Origin of the sequence: Streptomyces taklimakanensis, from assembly GCF_009709575.1 — a bacterium.
In the GTDB taxonomy this organism is placed as follows: domain Bacteria; phylum Actinomycetota; class Actinomycetes; order Streptomycetales; family Streptomycetaceae; genus Streptomyces; species Streptomyces taklimakanensis.
In genome coordinates this window covers 1,883,946-1,901,643 of record NZ_WIXO01000001.1, presented here as the reverse complement: position 1 = coordinate 1,901,643, position 17,698 = coordinate 1,883,946, and the positions used below count along the sequence as shown (strand labels likewise).

Annotated in this window: 10 protein-coding genes; 6 read left to right on the top strand and 4 right to left on the bottom strand. The window is 73.6% G+C overall.

The window, feature by feature from the left end; all coding sequences use genetic code 11:
* Positions 1–83 precede the first annotated feature (83 nt).
* Positions 84–1,388 carry a citrate synthase gene (locus F0L17_RS08325; RefSeq protein WP_162465961.1) on the top strand — a complete coding sequence of 435 codons (1,305 nt, stop codon included), beginning with the start codon at positions 84–86 and terminating at the stop codon, positions 1,386–1,388.
* A 548-nt stretch (positions 1,389–1,936) separates the two neighbouring features.
* On the opposite strand, the gene F0L17_RS08320 is transcribed toward F0L17_RS08325, so the two are convergent.
* Complete coding sequence (locus F0L17_RS08320; RefSeq protein ID WP_155070560.1) at positions 1,937–4,249, bottom strand: heavy metal translocating P-type ATPase; 2,313 nt, start codon at positions 4,247–4,249, stop codon at positions 1,937–1,939.
* A 79-nt stretch (positions 4,250–4,328) separates the two neighbouring features.
* A complete protein-coding gene (locus tag F0L17_RS08315; protein WP_155070559.1) occupies positions 4,329–4,544 on the bottom strand; it encodes a heavy-metal-associated domain-containing protein in 216 nt (71 codons plus the stop codon).
* Between the two features lie 192 nt (positions 4,545–4,736).
* Here F0L17_RS08315 and F0L17_RS08310 point away from each other — a divergent pair, with 192 nt between their 5' ends.
* Complete coding sequence (locus F0L17_RS08310) at positions 4,737–5,990, top strand: cation:proton antiporter (protein WP_155070558.1); 1,254 nt, start codon at positions 4,737–4,739, stop codon at positions 5,988–5,990.
* Between the two features lie 47 nt (positions 5,991–6,037).
* On the opposite strand, the gene nhaA is transcribed toward F0L17_RS08310, so the two are convergent.
* A complete protein-coding gene (gene nhaA / locus F0L17_RS08305) occupies positions 6,038–7,387 on the bottom strand; it encodes a Na+/H+ antiporter NhaA (protein WP_155070557.1) in 1,350 nt (449 codons plus the stop codon).
* 404 nt (positions 7,388–7,791) lie between these two features.
* Here nhaA and F0L17_RS08300 point away from each other — a divergent pair, with 404 nt between their 5' ends.
* Positions 7,792–8,898 (top strand): PucR family transcriptional regulator, encoded by a 1,107-nt coding sequence (locus tag F0L17_RS08300; protein ID WP_155070556.1) that lies wholly within the window; start codon positions 7,792–7,794, stop codon positions 8,896–8,898.
* A 37-nt stretch (positions 8,899–8,935) separates the two neighbouring features.
* Here F0L17_RS08300 and F0L17_RS08295 read toward each other — a convergent pair whose 3' ends face one another.
* Entirely contained in the window at positions 8,936–9,367 is a 432-nt protein-coding gene (locus F0L17_RS08295) for a nitroreductase/quinone reductase family protein (RefSeq protein ID WP_155070555.1), read from the bottom strand.
* Between the two features lie 186 nt (positions 9,368–9,553).
* Here F0L17_RS08295 and F0L17_RS08290 point away from each other — a divergent pair, with 186 nt between their 5' ends.
* The 3 genes from F0L17_RS08290 (at position 9,554) to F0L17_RS08280 (ending at position 17,670) form a co-directional block, all read left to right on the top strand.
* Positions 9,554–10,243, top strand: a complete 690-nt coding sequence (locus tag F0L17_RS08290; RefSeq protein ID WP_155070554.1) for an OB-fold-containig protein — start codon at positions 9,554–9,556, stop codon at positions 10,241–10,243.
* Between the two features lie 55 nt (positions 10,244–10,298).
* A complete protein-coding gene (locus tag F0L17_RS08285) occupies positions 10,299–12,344 on the top strand; it encodes an SPFH domain-containing protein (protein ID WP_155070553.1) in 2,046 nt (681 codons plus the stop codon).
* Positions 12,345–12,537: 193 nt separating this feature from the next.
* Positions 12,538–17,670 carry a DNA repair ATPase gene (locus F0L17_RS08280; protein WP_420802398.1) on the top strand — a complete coding sequence of 1,711 codons (5,133 nt, stop codon included), beginning with the start codon at positions 12,538–12,540 and terminating at the stop codon, positions 17,668–17,670.
* Positions 17,671–17,698: the final 28 nt, after the last annotated feature.

Sequence of the window (17,698 nt, the reverse complement as noted above, 5' to 3'; positions counted from 1 at the left end):
CGGCACCGCGTGGGAGACAGTGGAGAGAAGTCAGGGCACCTCAAGCACCTCGAAGAAGAGGCACTACGTCGGTGAGGGATGACGTGAGCGAACACCGTGAAAGTGATGGCGCAGTAGTACTGCGGTACGGGGACGGCGAGTACAGCTTCCCGCTGGTGAACAGCACTGTCGGCGACAGTGGGTTCGACATCTCCAAGCTGCGCGCCCAGACCGGTCTGGTGACCCTGGACTCCGGTTACGGCAACACCGCCGCATACAAATCGGCGATCACCTTCCTCGACGGAGAGAAGGGCATCCTCCGCTATCGCGGTTACCCGATCGAGCAGCTCGCCGAGCACGGCACGTTCCTCGAGACGGCCTACCTGCTGATCAACGGAGAACTTCCCACCGTCGACCAGCTGGCCGAGTTCAGGAACGAGATCACCCAGCACACGCTGCTTCACGAGGACGTGAAGCGGTTCTACGACGGCTTCCCCCGGGACGCCCACCCCATGGCGATGCTCTCCTCGGTGGTGAGCGCGCTGTCCACCTTCTACCAGGACAGCCACAACCCCTTCGACGAGAAGCAGCGGCACCTGTCCACCATCCGGCTGCTCGCCAAGCTGCCCACCATCGCGGCCTACGCCTACAAGAAGTCGGTGGGCCACCCGGTGGTCTACCCGCGCAACGACCTGGGCTACGTCGAGAACTTCCTGCGCATGACGTTCTCGGTGCCGGCCGAGGAGTACGACCTGGACCCGGTCGTGGTCAGCGCCCTGGACAAGCTGCTCATCCTGCACGCCGACCACGAGCAGAACTGCTCGACGTCCACGGTGCGCCTGGTGGGCTCCTCGCAGGCGAACATGTTCGCCTCGATCTCGGCCGGCATCAGCGCCCTGTGGGGCCCGCTGCACGGCGGCGCCAACCAGTCGGTGCTGGAGATGCTGGAGCGCATCCGGGCCGAGGGCGGTGACGTCGACTCCTTCATCCGGCGGGTGAAGAACAAGGAGGACGGCGTCCGTCTGATGGGCTTCGGCCACCGCGTCTACAAGAGCTTCGACCCTCGGGCGAAGATCATCAAGGCGGCGGCGCACGATGTCCTCTCGGCGCTCGGCAAGTCCGACGAGCTGCTGGACATCGCGCTGAGGCTGGAGGAGCACGCGCTGGCCGACGACTACTTCGTCGAGCGCAACCTCTACCCGAACGTCGACTTCTACACCGGTCTGATCTACCGGGCCATGGGCTTCCCGACCACCATGTTCACCGTGCTGTTCGCCTTGGGGCGGCTGCCGGGCTGGATCGCCCAGTGGCACGAGATGATCAAGGAGCCGGGCTCCCGCATCGGTCGTCCGCGCCAGGTCTACACCGGCGTCGTCGAGCGCGACTACGTCCCGGTGGAGCAGCGCTGACCGGGCCGCCGTGACCGGGCGGCGCCGGCGCACCACGGCCGCGTCGCGCCGCGCCCGCCCCGGGCCCCCGGGCCCCGTTCCGCACCCCAGGGGCGGAGCGGGGCCTCTTTCCGTTTCCCGGTGCGCCCAGGCGCACCGGGCGCGCGGAGGGGCGCGGTGTGGCGCGGCCGTGGTGCGGTCGCGCCACGGAGGAGGCGGTGACGCAGGTCACACGAATTGGGGGGTAACCATCGGCCGGGGTCGCGTGTCTAACGGGGTGGCGGTCGGTACTCCGGCGGAGCCACCGCCGCCCGTCGTTTTCGTCTGTGGGGGACGAGAACGGCGGTCCGCGGAGCGACGTGCCTCGGGGGAGCTTGAGCGGCCCTCCCGCCCGCACGTCGCCCGGCAGGCACCCGGCCAGGATCCCGTGGGGGGAGTCCATGACCGGGAGAAGGGAAGCGCCCCGTCGACGGGCCCGTGGGGGGACTCGTCGCTCGGGGCGCTTCTGCTTGCCTCTCCGCCGCACTCTCCGCCGCTTCCCCGTGCCCGGACGCCCCCGGAGGACCGCCCTAGCGGAAGGTGCGCAGCCGCAGGCTGTTGGTGACGACGAAGACGGAGGAGAAGGCCATGGCGGCCCCGGCGATCATCGGGTTGAGCAGTCCGGCGGCGGCCAGCGGCAGGGCCGCGACGTTGTAGCCGAAGGCCCAGAAGAGGTTGCCCTTGATCGTGCCCAGGGTGCGTCGGGCCAGTCGGATGGCGTCGGCGGCCACCCGCAGGTCGCCGCGGACCAGGGTGAGGTCGCCGGCCTCGATGGCGGCGTCGGTCCCCGTTCCCATGGCCAGGCCGAGATCGGCCTGGGCCAGGGCGGCGGCGTCGTTGACCCCGTCACCGACCATGGCCACGCTGCGGCCCTCGGTCTGGAGCCGCCGAACGGCGTCGACCTTGTCCTGCGGCATGACCTCCGCGATCACCTCCTCGATGCCGACCTCCCGGGCGACGGACTCGGCCACGGCCCGGTTGTCGCCGGTGAGCAGGATGGGGGTCAGTCCCAGGGCACGGAGCCGGGCGACGGCCTCGGCGCTGGTCTCCTTCACCGCGTCGGCCACCGCCAGGACGCCCCGTGCCCGTCCGTCCCGGACGACGACGACGGCGGTGTGCCCCTCGGCCTCGGCCGCGGCGCGGGCCTCGGCCAGCTCCGGGGGGAGTTCCGCGGCGAACCCGGCCGACGGTCCCCCTCGGCCGACGGCGACCTCGCCGCCCTCGACGGTGCCCCGTACGCCCAGGCCGGGGAGGTTGACGAAGTCCTCGGGCGTGGGCAGGGGGCCGACCCTCTCGATCGCCGCGGCGGCGATCGCCCGGGCGACGGGGTGCTCGGAGGCGTGCTCCAGGGCGCCGGCCAGGCGCAGCACCTCGGTCTCGTCCTCGCCTCGGGCGACGTGGACGGCCCGGAGGGTCATCCTGCCGGTGGTGACGGTTCCGGTCTTGTCCAGCACGACGGTGTCCACGGCGCGGGTGGACTCCAGCACCTCCGGTCCCTTGATGAGGATGCCGAGCTGGGCGCCGCGTCCGGTGCCGACCATCAGGGCGGTGGGGGTGGCCAGGCCCAGGGCGCAGGGGCAGGCGATGATCAGGACGGCGACCGCTGCGGTGAACGCGGCGGCCGGCCCCTCGCCGGTGCCCAGCCAGTACCCCAGGGTGGCCAGCGCGATCAGCAGCACCACCGGGACGAACACCGCCGAGACCCGGTCGGCCAGCCGCTGTACCTCGGCCTTGCCGTTCTGGGCGTCCTCCACCATGCGCGCCATGCGGGCCAGCTGGGTGTCGGAGCCCACCCGGGTGGCCTCCACCACCAGGCGCCCGGAGGTGTTGACGGTGGCGCCGGTGACCGTGTCGCCCACCCCGACGTCCACCGGTACCGACTCGCCGGTGAGCATCGAGGCGTCCACGGCCGAGGCCCCCTCCACCACGCGGCCGTCGGTGGCGATCTTCTCGCCGGGGCGGACCAGGAACCGCGTCCCGACCCTCAGCTCCGCGACGGGGATCGACTCCTCGCGGCCTCCGCGCAGCACGGTCACGTCCCGCGCGCCCAGTTCCAACAGGGCGCGCAGTGCCGCGCCCGCGCTCCGCTTGGAGCGAGCCTCCAGCCAGCGACCCAGCAGGATGAAGGTCGTCACCCCGGCCGCCACCTCCAGGTAGAGGGCCGAGGAGGCGTCGGCGCGTGAGACCGTCAGGTCGAAGCCGTGCCGCATCCCGGGCATCCCGGCGTCGCCGAGGAACAGGGCCCACAGCGACCAGCCGAAGGCGGCGAGGGTGCCCAACGAGACCAGGGTGTCCATGGTGGCCGCGCCGTGCCGCGCGCCCTTCAGGGCCGCGCGGTGGAAGGGCAGGGCGCCCCAGACCACCACGGGCGCGGCCAGGGTCAGGCAGAGCCACTGCCAGTACTCGAACTGCAGGGCCGGGACCATCGACAGCAGGACGACCGGCACCGACAGGGTCAGCGAGACCAGGAAGCGCTGCCGCAGCGCGGTCAGGGCCCCGTCGGCCCCGCCGTCCCCGGTGTCGTCCCCGCTCGCTTCGTCGGCCCGCCGCGCGCCGTCCCCGCCGCGTTGCGGGGCGGGGGGCTCGGGCAGCCGAGCGGTGTAGCCGGTCTTCTCGACGGTGGCGATCAGGTCGTCGACGGTGACGCCGTCGGCGTGGGTGACGCGCGCCCTCTCGGTGGCGAAGTTGACCGTGGCGGTCACGCCGTCCATCCGGTTGAGCTTCCTCTCCACGCGGGCGGCGCAGGAGGCGCAGGTCATCCCGCCGATGGCGAGCTCGACCTCGTCGGCGCCGGCCGGGGCTTCGGCGGCCGTGGTGGTCGTGGTGGTCGTGGTGGTGGTCATGCTGTCTCCCGGAAGGAGGTCGGACCGCACCGGCGGGACGTGCGGCGGTGCGGTCCGACGGGGACGGGGTGGGGCGGGCTCAGGCCCGGCCGACGAGCTCGTAGCCCGCCTCGTCGACGGCGGCGCGTACGGCCTCGTCGTCCAGGGCGCGATCGGAGGTGACGGTGACCAGTCCGTCGGGCGCGCTGGCCTTCACCTCGGTGACGCCGTCGATCCCGGAGACCTCCTCGGTGACCGCGCCCTCGCAGTGGCCGCAGGTCATGCCGGTGACCTTGTAGGTGGTGACGGTGCTCATGTCTTCTCCACTACCTCGGATGGGTACACGGGAGCGCCCGGGGATGGGACGCGCTCCCGACGATGACAACACTATACCCCTAGGGGGTATGAGCCAAGCGAGTCCCGCCGGCACCTCCGGACCCGGGAGGCGGTATGGTGCCCGCCGGTCCACGACCGACAGCGGAAGTCGACAACCACGGGGGAGCGCCGGATGGTACTCGTCATCGTCTTCGGGGTCGCACTGCTCACGGCGGTGCTGCTGTCCGGGCTGGCGGCCCGGTCGGTCCTCTCCACGTCGTTGCTGTTCCTGGTGGGCGGCGCCCTGGTCAGCGACGGCTTCCTGGGGCTGATCCACATCACCCCGGACAGCGACATCGTCGCGGTCACCGCCGACCTGGCCCTGTTCGCCGTGCTGTTCACCGACGGCATGCACGTCTCCTTCCCGGCGCTGCGGCGGGCCTGGCGCAATCCGGCCCGGGCGCTGGGCCTGGGCATGCCCCTGGCGTTCCTCGGCGTCGCGCTGCTGACGCACTTCCTGGTCGGCCTGGACTGGACGACGTCCTTCCTGGTCGGCGCCGTGCTGGCGCCCACCGACCCGGTGTTCGCCTCGGCCATCGTGGGCCGCAGGGAGGTGCCCGCGAGGCTGCGCCAACTGCTCAACATCGAGAGCGGGGTCAACGACGGGCTCGCCCTGCCCTTCGTCCTGATCCTCATCGCGGCCGCCGCGCCCACCGGGCACGCCGAGAGCGCCGACTTCGGCACGATCGCCACCGAGCTGGGCCTCGGCCTGCTCTTCGGTGTGACCCTCCCGCTACTGGTGAACTGGTTGGTGCGGTTCCGGTTGCTGGGTGCGGAGCCGAAGCTCCAGCCGCTGCTTCCGTTGGCCGTCGGCGTGATCCTGTACGCGGCCTGCCACCTCACCCACGCCAACCCCTACCTCGCCGCGTTCTCCGCCGGCGCGGTGATCGTCGCCGTGGCGCCGGAGGCCAAGGAGGCGTTCGAGTCGCTGGGCGAGTCCCTGGCCGAGCTGGCGAAGTTCGCGGCGCTGCTGGTCTTCGGCGCGCTGCTCACCCCGCAGCTCTTCGGTGACCTGTCCGTCGGCGGCTACGCGGTGGCGGTGCTGGCCATCGTGCTGATCCGGCCGGCCTCGCTGCTGCTGTCCCTGGTGGGCACCGAGTTCAATCGGAAGGAGAAGCTCACCGCGGCCTGGTTCGGCCCCAAGGGCTTCGCCTCGGTGGTCTACGGGCTGCTGGTGCTCAAGGCCGGGATCCCCCAGGGCGAGGAGGCCTTCACGCTGATCGCCGTCACCATCGCCTTCTCGATCGTCGCCCACAGCAGCACGGACGTCCCGATCGCCCGGGTCTTCGACGTCGAGGAACTGGCGGGCATCCCGGACGACGGCAGGGGGCCGCGCGGGAAGGCTCGGAAGGGCGGCGACGGCGCGGGGGGCGGGACCGGCGGCTGACGTCTCCGTGGCCTGCCGGTCCCGCCCCCCGGGGCGGGTCGGGTGTGTCAGCCGTCGCGGTCGGTCGCGGTGGGCGCGTCCTGGTCGGTCCGCGCCAGTCGCTGGTAGATGTCCGGGACGTTGTCGTGGTCCTCGTCCCGGTTCTCCTCCTCCCACAGCCGCTTGTACTTGGTGTTGCGGATCCGCAGGAAGACGCAGGCGAAGAGGGCCGAGGCCAACGAGCCGATCAGCACGGCGGCCTTGACGTGCTCGGAGATCACGGGGTCCTCGAAGGCCAGCTCGCCCACCAACAGCGAGACGGTGAAGCCGATGCCGGCGAGCATCGAGACACCCGCGACGTCGGCCCACTCCAGGTCCTCGTTGAGCTGGGCGCGGGTGAAGCGGGCGGCCAGGTAGGTGCCCCCGAGGACACCCGCGATCTTCCCCAGGAACAGACCGAGGATCACGCCCAGCGCCTCGGGCTGCCGGAAGGTCTCGGCCAACGCGTCGCCGGAGACGCCGACACCCGCCGCGAAGAGCGCGAACACCGGCACCGCGAAGCCCGCCGACAGCGGACGCACCTTGTGCTCGATCCGCTCGGCCGGGGACTCCTTCTCGTCGGCCCAACCGGCGCTGCCCCGGTGCGGCTTCACCCGCAGCAGCATGCCCATCGCCACGCCGGCGATGGTGGCGTGCACCCCGCTGGCGTGCATCAGCGCCCAGATGACGAGGCCGAGCGGCACGTACACGTACCAACCCCGCACGTGCAGCTTGTGGTGGAGGAAGCCGAACAGCGCCAGTCCCGCCACGGCCCCGGCCAGGGCGGGCAGGTTGAGGGTGGAGGTGAAGAAGAGGGCGATGACGATGATCGCGCCGAGGTCGTCGACGATCGCCAGGGTGAGCAGGAAGGCCCGGATGCCCGAGGGCAGGTTGGTGCCGATCACGGCCAGCACACCGAGCGCGAAGGCGATGTCGGTGGCCATGGGCACGGCCCAGCCGTCCATCTGTCCGCCGCCCGCCGCGTTGACGGCGACGTAGAACAGGGCGGGCACCACCATGCCGCAGATCGCCGCCACCACCGGCAGCGCCGCAGCGGCCGGCCGGCGCAGTTCGCCGACCAGCAGTTCACGCTTGAGTTCGATGCCGGCGACGAAGAAGAAGATCGTCAGGATGCCGTCCGACGCCCAGTGCCCCACCGAGAGGTCCAGGTGGAGGGAGGGGATCCCGAAGTGGAAGTCGCGCACGGACTCGTACACGTCTCCCCAGGGGGAGTTCGCCCATGTCAGCGCCACCACCGCCGCCGCCAGCAGCAGCATGCCGCCGACCGTCTCGGTGCGCAGCGCGTCCAGCAGGAAGCGGCGCTCCTGGAACGACGGCAGTCCGAACAGGGAGGTGCGCTCTTTGGGAGCCTGGGACATGGAGTGGGTCCTCCGGGTCGGTTTCGGGTACGTCGATAACGTTGCCGACCAGACTTCCCGGCACACCACTCGTGATCTTGATTGTCATACCACCGTACCCACACGGGATCGTTTCCACGCAAGAGCGGGTCCGTGCGCGGCCGTGTGCGTACCGTCAGGTGGTGCCCCGATTCGCCCGGTCCACGCCGTTGTTCACGATCTCCGGGGTGCACGGCCTCCGGCGCCACGAGTGGCGACCGTCACACTCCGGCCCCGCGCCCGCGCGTGAGCGGGGAGGCCGTGACGGACGCGGCCGAACGTGCCACCGCGCGGCCGGCTTACGCTGAGCCGGTGACACGAGCCGGGCGGAGCGGGTCGGGCCCCCGGCCCGGAAGTCGGAGGTCGGAAGTGGGGGCGGCACGGGGATGAGGCGCGGCGAGATCCCGGATTCCTTTCTCGGCGACTACCCCGAGCTGCTCGCCGAGGTCTCCGAGACCGGACGGCTGCCGCGCCGTCCCGAGCTGGACGCCCTGCGCGAGTTGGGGGAGCGGGCCGCCGAGGAGGGGCACGGGCTGCGCGAACTGGTCGGCCTCTACCTGGGCGCGACCCGACGGCTGTGGGGCGCCCTGCCCGGCATCGCCCGATCGGCCACCGCCGTCGAGCGGGCCCGCACCGGGGACGCGTTGCTGGCCGCCCTGGAGGCGTCCGTCGCCGCGCTCGGCGAGGGGCACGAGCGGGCCCAGCGACTCGCGGTGCGGCAGGCGGAGGCCGAACGGCGGGAGTTCGTCGACGACCTGCTCTACGGCCGCAGCGACCTCGGCCGGCTCGCCGAGCGGGCCCAGCGCTTCGGGTTGCGCCTGGCCCGGGCGCACGCCGTCGCGGTCGCGGAGGGCACCGAGCGGTACGACGACGTGCACCCCGCCGTCCGCCGCGTCGAGCGGGAGCTGGTGGGACGCTTCGGCGAGCGCGACGTGCTGCTCGCCACCAAGGACGGCCGGCTGGTGTGCATCGCCCCCAGTACCGAACGCTCCGTCCTGGAGGCGTTCGCGAAGCTGGCCGAGAACCCCGGGCCCGGTTACACCTCCGCCCGTCGTGTCGTGCTCGGACGCGACCACAGCGGCCCGAGCGGTGTGGTGCGCTCCTACGAGGAGGCGCTCGGCGCCCTGGACCTGGCCGACCGGCTGGAGCTGCCCGCCGCCCGGTTGAACGCCGCCGAGATGCTGGTCTTCCCCGTGCTGATGCGCGACCGCGCGGCGATGGCCGATCTGGTGAAGACCGTGTTGGGCCCGCTCACCCAGGCCCGCGGCGGTGCCGGGCCGTTGGTGGACACCCTCTCGGAGTGCGCGGCGGCGGGCTATGTGAACGCCGAGGCCGCCCGTCGGCTGGGAGTGAGCGTGCGGACCCTGTCGTACCGTCTGGCCCGCATCCGCACCCTGACCGGATACGACCCCGGCGACGGTCTCCAGCGCTACACCCTGGAGACCGCCGCGATGGGCGCCCGGCTGCTGGGCTGGCCGGAACGACCCCTCTGACGCCCGGCGGCGCCCCCGGTCCGGGAGCGCCGCGCGGTCAGGCGTCCGCGCGGCGGAGTTCGACGACGGGGATCGTCCGGCCGTGGCGTCCCGCCCGCTCCCGGTGCTCGGCGAAGAACGGCTGCTGCCGCACCGCCTCCTCGAACAGCGCGTCCCGTTCGGGGCCGGCGGGGACGACGGCGGTGGCGGGGAAGGTCTCGCCGCCGAGCTCCACGGTCACGGCCGGGTGGGCCGTGATGTTGTGGAACCAGTCCGGATGCCGGGGCGCCCCGTCGTTGGAGGCGACCACGCACAGTCGGCCGTCCAGGCGCAGGAACATCACGGGGGTGGTGCGACGCGCTCCGCTCCGGGCGCCGGTGTGGGTGAGCAGCAGCAGCCGTCCCGCGTCGAGCCGCCCTCCGACCGTGCCCCGGCCGCCGCACGTCCGGAACTCCTCGATCACCTGCCTGTTGAACGCGGAGAGATCCATGCTTCTCCCGGGAATCGATCGTCCGTCAGTTCGAACGAGAGTAGTGACCGGAGCGGATCGGCGTGTTCGGTTCCGCCTGCAGCCGGATATAAACGCGCCGTAAAGATTGCCTGATCCTGGCAATGATCGAGAGACGGTGGAGTGCCACCATACGAGCACACCGCAACGGACACGGGGGTGGGGACGATGAGCGAGTTCATGCGTGTGGCCATGGACTTTCCGGCCGTCCTCTTCGGTTTCGGCCTGCTCGTCGTCCTCTTCTACTGGTTGGCGGTGCTGGTGGGGGGCGTAGGCGTCGATGCCCTGGACGGGGGTGAGGGCATCGACGCCGCGGCGCCCGGTACCGGGTTCGCAGGGGCGCTCGCCGCCGTCGGACTCGGTGGCGCGCCCGTCCCCATCTCCCTCACCATCTTCCTCTCCATTGCCTGGTTCGCATCACTGAGCGGTACGGCCGTCGTATCGGGAACCCTCGGGGGGACCCTGCCGCGTCTGCTGGTCCTGCCGGCCGCGCTGCTCGTCGCCTGGGCGGCCACCCGGCTGCTGGTCCTCCCGCTGCGTCGGCTCTCCCGACGCGAGACCGGCATCAACCACCGGGACCTCGTCGGCCGGGTCTGCACCGTCCGCACCGGGCACGTCGGCCACCGCTTCGGACAGGCCGAGATCACCGCGGACGACGGTTCCTCCGCGCTGGTCCAGGTCCGCGCCCTGGACGCGGACGCCGTCGGGCTCACCGCCGGGAGCACCGCCCTGGTCTACGACTACGACCCCGAGGACGGCTCCTTCCGGATCATGCCCTGCGATCCGGTTCTCGACCCCACGGCCGACCCCACCACCGACCCCGCGCGGAACCGGGACCCGGGCGCGTCGCCGCACTGAGCGCACCCGCCCTCACCGGCCTCCCCGCACACGACCTCACAAGGGATCCATCGCCATGGACGCCATCTCCACGGGCTTCGGCGTGCTCGTCGCCGTGCTCCTGCTCATGGGAGTCGCCCTCCTGATCGTGGTCAGCCGCCTGTTCCGCAAGGTCGAACAGGGCAAGGCGCTGATCGTCTCCAAGATGCGCAAGGTCGACGTGACCTTCACCGGCACCGTCGTCCTGCCCGTCCTCCACCGCGCCGAGGTCATGGACATCTCGGTGAAGACCATCGAGATCGCCCGCACCGGCAGCGAGGGACTGATCTGCCGGGACAACATCCGCGCCGACATCCGCATCTCGTTCTTCGTCCGCGTCAACAAGACCGTCGAGGACGTCATCAAGGTCGCCCAGGCCATCGGCACCGACCGGGCCAGTGACCGGGGCACCCTCCAGGAGCTGTTCAACGCCAAGTTCTCCGAGGCGCTCAAGACCGTCGGCAAGCAGTTGGACTTCGCCGACCTCTACACCAAGCGCGACGAGTTCCGCGACCGGATCATCGCCGTCATCGGCACCGACCTCAACGGCTACAGCCTGGAGGACGCGGCGATCGACTACCTGGAGCAGACCCCGCTGGCCCAGCTGGACAGCGACAACATCCTCGACGCCCAGGGCATCCGGAAGATCACCGAGCTGACGGCCGCCGAGCACGTGCGCACCAACGAGTTCCGGCGCAGCGAGGAGAAGGAGATCACCCGCCAGAACGTCGACGCCCGCGAGGCCGTCCTCGAACTGGAGCGCCGCCAGGCCGACGCCGAGATCCGCCAGCAGCGCGAGATCGAGACCGTGCGCGCCCGCGAGGAGGCGGAGACCGCCCGCGTCCAGGCCGAGGAGCGGCTGCGCGCCCACACCGCGCACATCAAGACCGAGGAGGCCCTCGGCATCCAGAACGAGAACCGCGAGCGCGAGATCGCCGTCGCCAAGCTCAACCGCGACCGGGTCGTGGCGATCGAGAACGAGCGCATCGAGAAGGACCGCCTGCTGGAGGTCATCGCCCGCGAGCGCGAGACCCAACTGCGCCGGATCGCCGCCGACAAGGAGGTCGAGGCCGAGAAGCGGGACATCGCCGACGTCGTCCGCGAGCGGATCGCGGTGGAGAAGACCGTCGCGCAGCAGGAGGAGGAGATCAAGAAGCTGCGCACCGTCGAGGAGGCCGAGCGCGAGCGCCAGGCCCTGATCATCGCCGCCGAGGCCCAGGCCCAGGAGCGGCTGGTCAAGGACATCAAGGCGGCCGAGGCGGCCGAGCAGGCCGCCGAGCACCGGGCCGCCGAGGAACTGACGATGGCCGAGGCGCGGCGCAAGGCCGCCGAGTTGGACGCGGCGGCCGCCGTCCGGCTCGCCGAGGGGAGGAAGGCCGAGGCCGCCGCGGCCGGACTCGCCGACGCCGAGGTCAAGGAGCGCATGGCCGACGCCATCGCCAAGACCCGCCACGCCGAGGCGGAGGCCGAGCGGGAGCTCGCCCTGGCCCAGGCCGACGGGCTGCGCGAGAAGCTCAAGGCGGAGGCCGAGGGGCTCACCGAGAAGGCCGGTGCCATGGCCCGGCTGGACGAGGCGAGCCGGGAGCACGAGGAGTACCGGCTGCGGCTGGAGGCGGAGAAGGAGATCCGCGTCGCCGGCATCGACGTCCAGCGGCGGATCGCCGAGGCCCAGGCGACCCTGATCGCCACCGGCCTGGAGAACGCCAACATCGACATCGTCGGCGGCGAGTCCGTCTTCTTCGACCGGCTGGTGAACTCCATCGCGGCCGGGAAGAGCATCGACGGCTTCGTGAACCGCAGCGAGACCGTCCGGGCCATGGCGGGCCCCTGGCTCGACGCGGAGAACTCCACCTTCACCGGCGACCTCGCCGGAATGCTCTCCGGGCTCGGTGCCGACGGACTGCGCGACCTGACGCTGGCCGGCCTGCTGACGAAGCTCGTCGCCGCGGGGGGACCGGACGCGCCGAAGCTCTCCTCCCTGCTGGACGCGGTCCGCGGCTCCGGGGTGGCGGACCTGCCCCTGTCGGCCCTGACCGGTGGTGCCGCGGCCTCGGTGCCGGCCGCCAACGGAGCGGCCGCCTGACGGCCGTCCGGCAGCCGTCCGGTGTCGCGGGGAGAGGGGCCGCGCGGCACCGGCCGGTCCGGCGGCCCCGGGCGTCCGAACGCGCCCCGCGCACCCGATGGACCGAGTACGTCACAAGGACCCGGCACGCCCGAGCGACCCGGCACGTCCGGCGCGTTCGCGCCCGCTCCGGGGACCGGTGGAGGAACAGGAGTTGAGCAGCGTGGAGACCCAGGTCACGGAGGTCCGGGCGGTGCAGGACGGCGGATCCGGCGCGCCCGACGCCCCGCCGGAGCGACCGGACGCGGGCACCTACGAGGTGCTGCGCGGCCGCATGACGGCCGCCGCCGCGGACCTCGCGGCCCGCGCGCGGGCCCTCGACGACCGCCGCACGGCGGCCTTCGGCGGCGCCGGGTTCGAACTGGCGGGCGTCGCGCGACTGGACACCGGGCAGCCCCGGGTGCCGTGCGACCTCGTCCAGGTGGGCGGGATGCTGCTGCTGGGCGCGAACCCGCCCGTCGGACACGGCCGGGCGACCGGTGTCGACGACGTGTTCACCCTCCACCGCCCCGTGTCGGACACCGCCACGGGCGGGACCGGCGCGCCCTCCTTCCGGGCCGCCGACCCCGGCGCCGTCCCCGGCCTCCTCGACGACCCCCGCCTCCACCGCGACGTGGAGGAGCTGTACCGCTACTACCGGCAGGCCCGCCTGCTGCGCCTGCGCCGCACCGGGCCGCTGCTGCTGGCCGTCTTCCGCACCGGCGAGCGGGTCGCCGACATCCGCGTGCTGCGCTGGCGTGTCGAGCCCGACGGCACCGTCGCCTACCTCGACGCCGAGGGCGAGCGCGACCACCTCGACCACCCCGGCCGCGCGACCGCCTCCGCCCGCTTCGCCCACGAGATCGAGTGGACCACGGCCGGCCGCGAGGACCACGTCACCGGACGCCACCCGCACGTCGCGGTCGCCGGGGGAGAGCTGTACGTCTCCACCGTCGGCGGCTCCCTGACCGTCAAGACCGTCGACGACACCGAGACCGCCGAGGGCGTCCACAGCGAACCCGTCGACGACCCCCTGCAGTCCCTGGCCGACGCCGAGATCGCCCACGCCCGCGTCGGCCCCCTGGTCCTGCTGCGCGTCCTGCCCTACAACGAGACCGTCCACCGTCACCTGGTCTTCAACACCCGCACCGGCGAGGTGCTGCGGCTGGACGGCATCGGGCGGGCGTGCCGCCGCCTCCCCGACGACCAGGGCGTCGTCTTCCCCGGCGGCTGCTACCTGGCCGACGCCCCGACCGGTTCCGCGGCCCGCACCTTCGACGTCGACACCGAGGGGATGGAGTACGAGGCCGCGGTGTGGTCACCGGGCGGCGAGGACGTGCTCCACGTCTTCCACGCCCCCGCCCGCGGCCGGACCCTGCTGCTGCCGTACAACCTGATCCGCAAGGAGCCGGCCGCACCCGTGCCCGCCCTGGGCCACGCCCTCCTCGACGACGGCACCCTCGTGGTGCTGCGCGGGCCGGAGGCGGGGGCGGACGGCGCCGAGGCCGCCGGGCAGGACGCGCCGCGCACCCACCCCGTCCAGGTCTGGAGCACCCCGTACCTCTCCGACGACCACGCCGCCGCGCTCGCGGCCGAGCGGCCGGTCGAGGACGGACCGCTGAACCGGGTCGGCAACGCCGAGGTGGTGCGCGCCGTGGCCGACTGCCTGTCCGTGGTGCGGCTGACCGACGGCGCGGTCGGGGACGCGGGGGCCACGGTCGCCGCCCTGGAGGCGGTCGCCGCCGCCTGCGCGCGGACCGTCGACCGGCACCACTGGCTCTCCTCGCCCGCCCTGGCCCGCGAACTGGAGGGTCTCGACGCGCCGTTGCGGACGCTGCGCGAGACCGCCGAGCAGGCCGTCGCCGAGTACGAGCGGGTCGCCGAGATGCGCGCGCGGGCCGCGGAGGCCGTGGAACGGGCCGCGGCGGAGGCGACCGCCCTGGTGCGCCGGGTGCGGGGCGAGAACCCCCGCGGGGCGGCCGGCTGGGTGGAGTCGCTGGCCGGACTGCGCCGCGCCCTGGGGTCGGTGGAGTCCCTGCGCGAGACCCGCCACGCCGACACCGACCGGATCGACGCCGTCGCCGCGGAGTTGGGGGAGGCGTTGCGCGCCACCGGTCGCCGCGCGCTGGCGCACCTCGCCCGTCCCGGTGCGCTGGACGACGTCACCACCGCCGTCACGGAGGTGGCCGACCGTGCCGCGGCCGCCGGCACCGCCGCCGAGACCGTGCCGCCGGCCGAGGAGATCTCCGCGCGCGCCGACGACCTCGCCGGTGTCACCGAGGTGGTCGCCTCCCTGGAGGCGTCCGACACCACCGTGCGCACCGCCGTGCTGGAGCGGATCGGCGAGGCCACGGCCGCCGTCAACCGCGCCCGCGCCCGGGTGGAGGGCCGGCGCCGGGAGTTGCTGGAGGCCGAGGGGCGGGCCGAGTTCGCGGCCGAGACGGCGCTGCTGGGCCAGGAGGTCACCGCGGCGCTGGCCGCCGCGGGCACGCCCGAGGAGTGCGACGAGCAGCTGGGGCGGCTGCTGGTGCGCCTGGAGGACCTCGAGTCGCGCTTCGGCGCCCACGACGACTTCCTGGACCGCCTCGCCGAGCGGCGCGAGGAGATCCGCGAGGCCTTCGCCGGCAGGCGACAGGCCCGGTCGGACGAGCGGAACCGGCGCGCCGAGCGTCTGGCGCGCTCCGCGGCGCGCGTGCTGGAGACCATCGCGCGCCGCTGCGCCTCCCTGAACACCCAGGAGGAAGTGGCCGCCTACTTCGCCGCCGACCCGCTGGTCGCCCGCGTCCGCACCACCGCCGACGAACTGCGCGCCCTCGGCGACACCGCGCGCGCCGAGGAACTGGCGGGGCGTCTGAAGGCGGCCCGGCAGGAGGCGGGCCGCGCCCTGCGCGACCGCGCCGACCTCTACGACGGCATCCCGGGCGCGGGCGGCACCGTACGGCTGGGCCGCCACCGGTTCGCCGTCACCACCCGGCCGTTGGAGGTGACCCTCGTCCCCGACGGACCCGACGGCGGCGGGCCGGCGTTCGCCGTGTCCGGCACCGGCTACCGCGCCCCCGTCCGCGACGCCGACCTCGCCGGCGTCCGCGAGTTCCGGGACCAGCCGCTGCCCTCGGAATCCCCGGAGGTCTACCGCGCGGAGTACCTGGCGGCCCGCGTGCTCGACGAGGCGCTCCGCGGCACCGGCACCGCCGTCCGGCCGGCCGACGCCGAGGGGGCGGGGGCGGGGGCGGAGGCAACGACGGAGGCCCTGCTGCCGGTGGTCCGCCGGGTGGCGCAGGAGGCGTACGACGAGGGGTACGACCGGGGCGTCCACGACCACGACGCCGCCGCGATCCTCGCCGCCGTGCTGCGGTTGCGCGCCGGGGCGGGACTGTTGCGCTTCACCCCCGGCACCCGGGCGGCGGCCCGGCTGTTCTGGGCGTACGGCGTGGCCGGCGGCGCCGAGGGGACCGGAGACCGAGCCCGGTGGATCGCCCGTGCCCGCTCCCTGGTCAGGGCCCGGGACGTGTTCGGGGCGCGCGAGGCGGTGGACTCCCTCGCCGCCGAGCTGGGGCGGGCCGCGACCCGCTTCCTGTCGGAGGCCGGCCTGCCGGTGCCCTCCCGCCCGGAGCCGGTGGGCGCGTACCTGACCGAGGAACTGGCCGAGAGCCGGGGCCGCTTCGTCACCGGGCCCGGCGCCCGCGCCCTGCTCGACGGCTTCCGCGGCGCGCTCGGCGGCCCGTCCTCCGCCGCCGTCCGGGAGTTCGACGAGGACCTGCGGGCGCTCGGCGGCGGATCGCCGGACGACCCCGGGCACCTGGCCGCCCGCCACGAGCTCGCGGCGGCCTGGCTGGGCTCCTGGGCGGCGTCCGCCCAAGGGGCCGGCGGCCCCGTCCCCGGCGGCGCCGACAACCCCGACCTGCCCGAGGCCGTCGCCGCCCTGCTGTGCGCGGACGCGGCGCCGGGACGGGACGCCGACGCACCGCTGACGGCCACCGTCACCGGACTGTTGGGCACCCACCCGAGGATCACCGGCGGCGTCCTGCCGCTGCGCCTGGACGAGTTCCTGGAGCGCACCGCGGAGTTCCGGGCCGTCCGCGTCCCGGCCCACCGCGCGTACACCCGGCGCCGCGCCGAGCTGCTGGAGACCGAGCGGAGGCGGCTGCGGCTGGAGGCGTACGTCCCCCGCGTGCTGCCCACGTTCGTCCGCAACCGCCTCGTCGACGAGGTGTACCTGCCGCTGGTGGGCGACAACCTCGCCAAGCAGCTCGGCGCGGCGGGCCGGGACCGCCGCACCGACAGCCAGGGCCTGCTGATGCTGCTGTCGCCGCCCGGGTACGGCAAGACGACGCTGATGGAGTACGTCGCCTCCCGCATCGGTCTGACCTTCGTCCGCGTCGATGGACCGGCGCTGGGACACCGCACCACGTCCCTGGACCCGGCGGCGGCGCCGGACGCCGGAGCGCGGCGCGAGGTGGAGAAGATCAACTTCGCGCTGGAGACGGGCGACGACGTCCTGCTCCACCTCGACGACGTCCAACACACCTCGCCGGAACTGCTCCAGCGCTTCATCCCGCTGTGCGACGCCCAGCGCCGCCTGGACGGCGTGCGGTTCTCCGACGGCCGCCCGGCCACGTACGACCTGCGCGGCAGGCGGTTCGCGATCTGCATGACGGGCAACCCCTTCACCGAGTCCGGCGCCCGTTTCCGCGTCCCGGACATGCTGGCCAACCGGGCGGACGTGTGGAACCTGGGCGACGTGCCGGCCGGGCGCGCGGAGCTGTTCGCGCTCAGCCACGTCGAGAACGCCCTCACCGCCAACCCGGTGCTGGCGCCCCTGGCCTCGCGCGAACGCTCGGACGTCGAACTGCTGGTGCGGATGGCGCGCGACGGCGCCGGGGACGGAGCGGCCCGCGCCGACCGGCTCGTCCACCCCTACGCCCCGGCGGAGCTGGAGCAGGTGCTGGGCGTGCTGCGCGGGCTGCTGAGGGTGCGGCGCACGGTGCTGGCGGTCAACGCCGCCTATATCGACTCCGCCTCCCGGGACGACGACGCCCGCACCGAGCCGCCGTTCCTCCTCCAGGGCTCCTACCGCGACACGGCGAAGCTGGCCGCGCGCCTGGTGCCGGTGATGACGGACGAGGAGGTGGAGGCGCTGATCGACGACCACTACACGGCGGAGGCCCGCACCCTGACCACCGGCGCGGAGGCCAACCTGCTCAAGCTCGACGAGCTGCGCGGCCGGCTGACCGGGGAGCGGGCGCGGCGCTGGGAGGAGGTCAAGGCGGCGTTCCGGGCGGGCCGGCCCGCGGTCGCCCCCGGGTGATCGGCGTCGGGCGGGACCGGTGGGGACG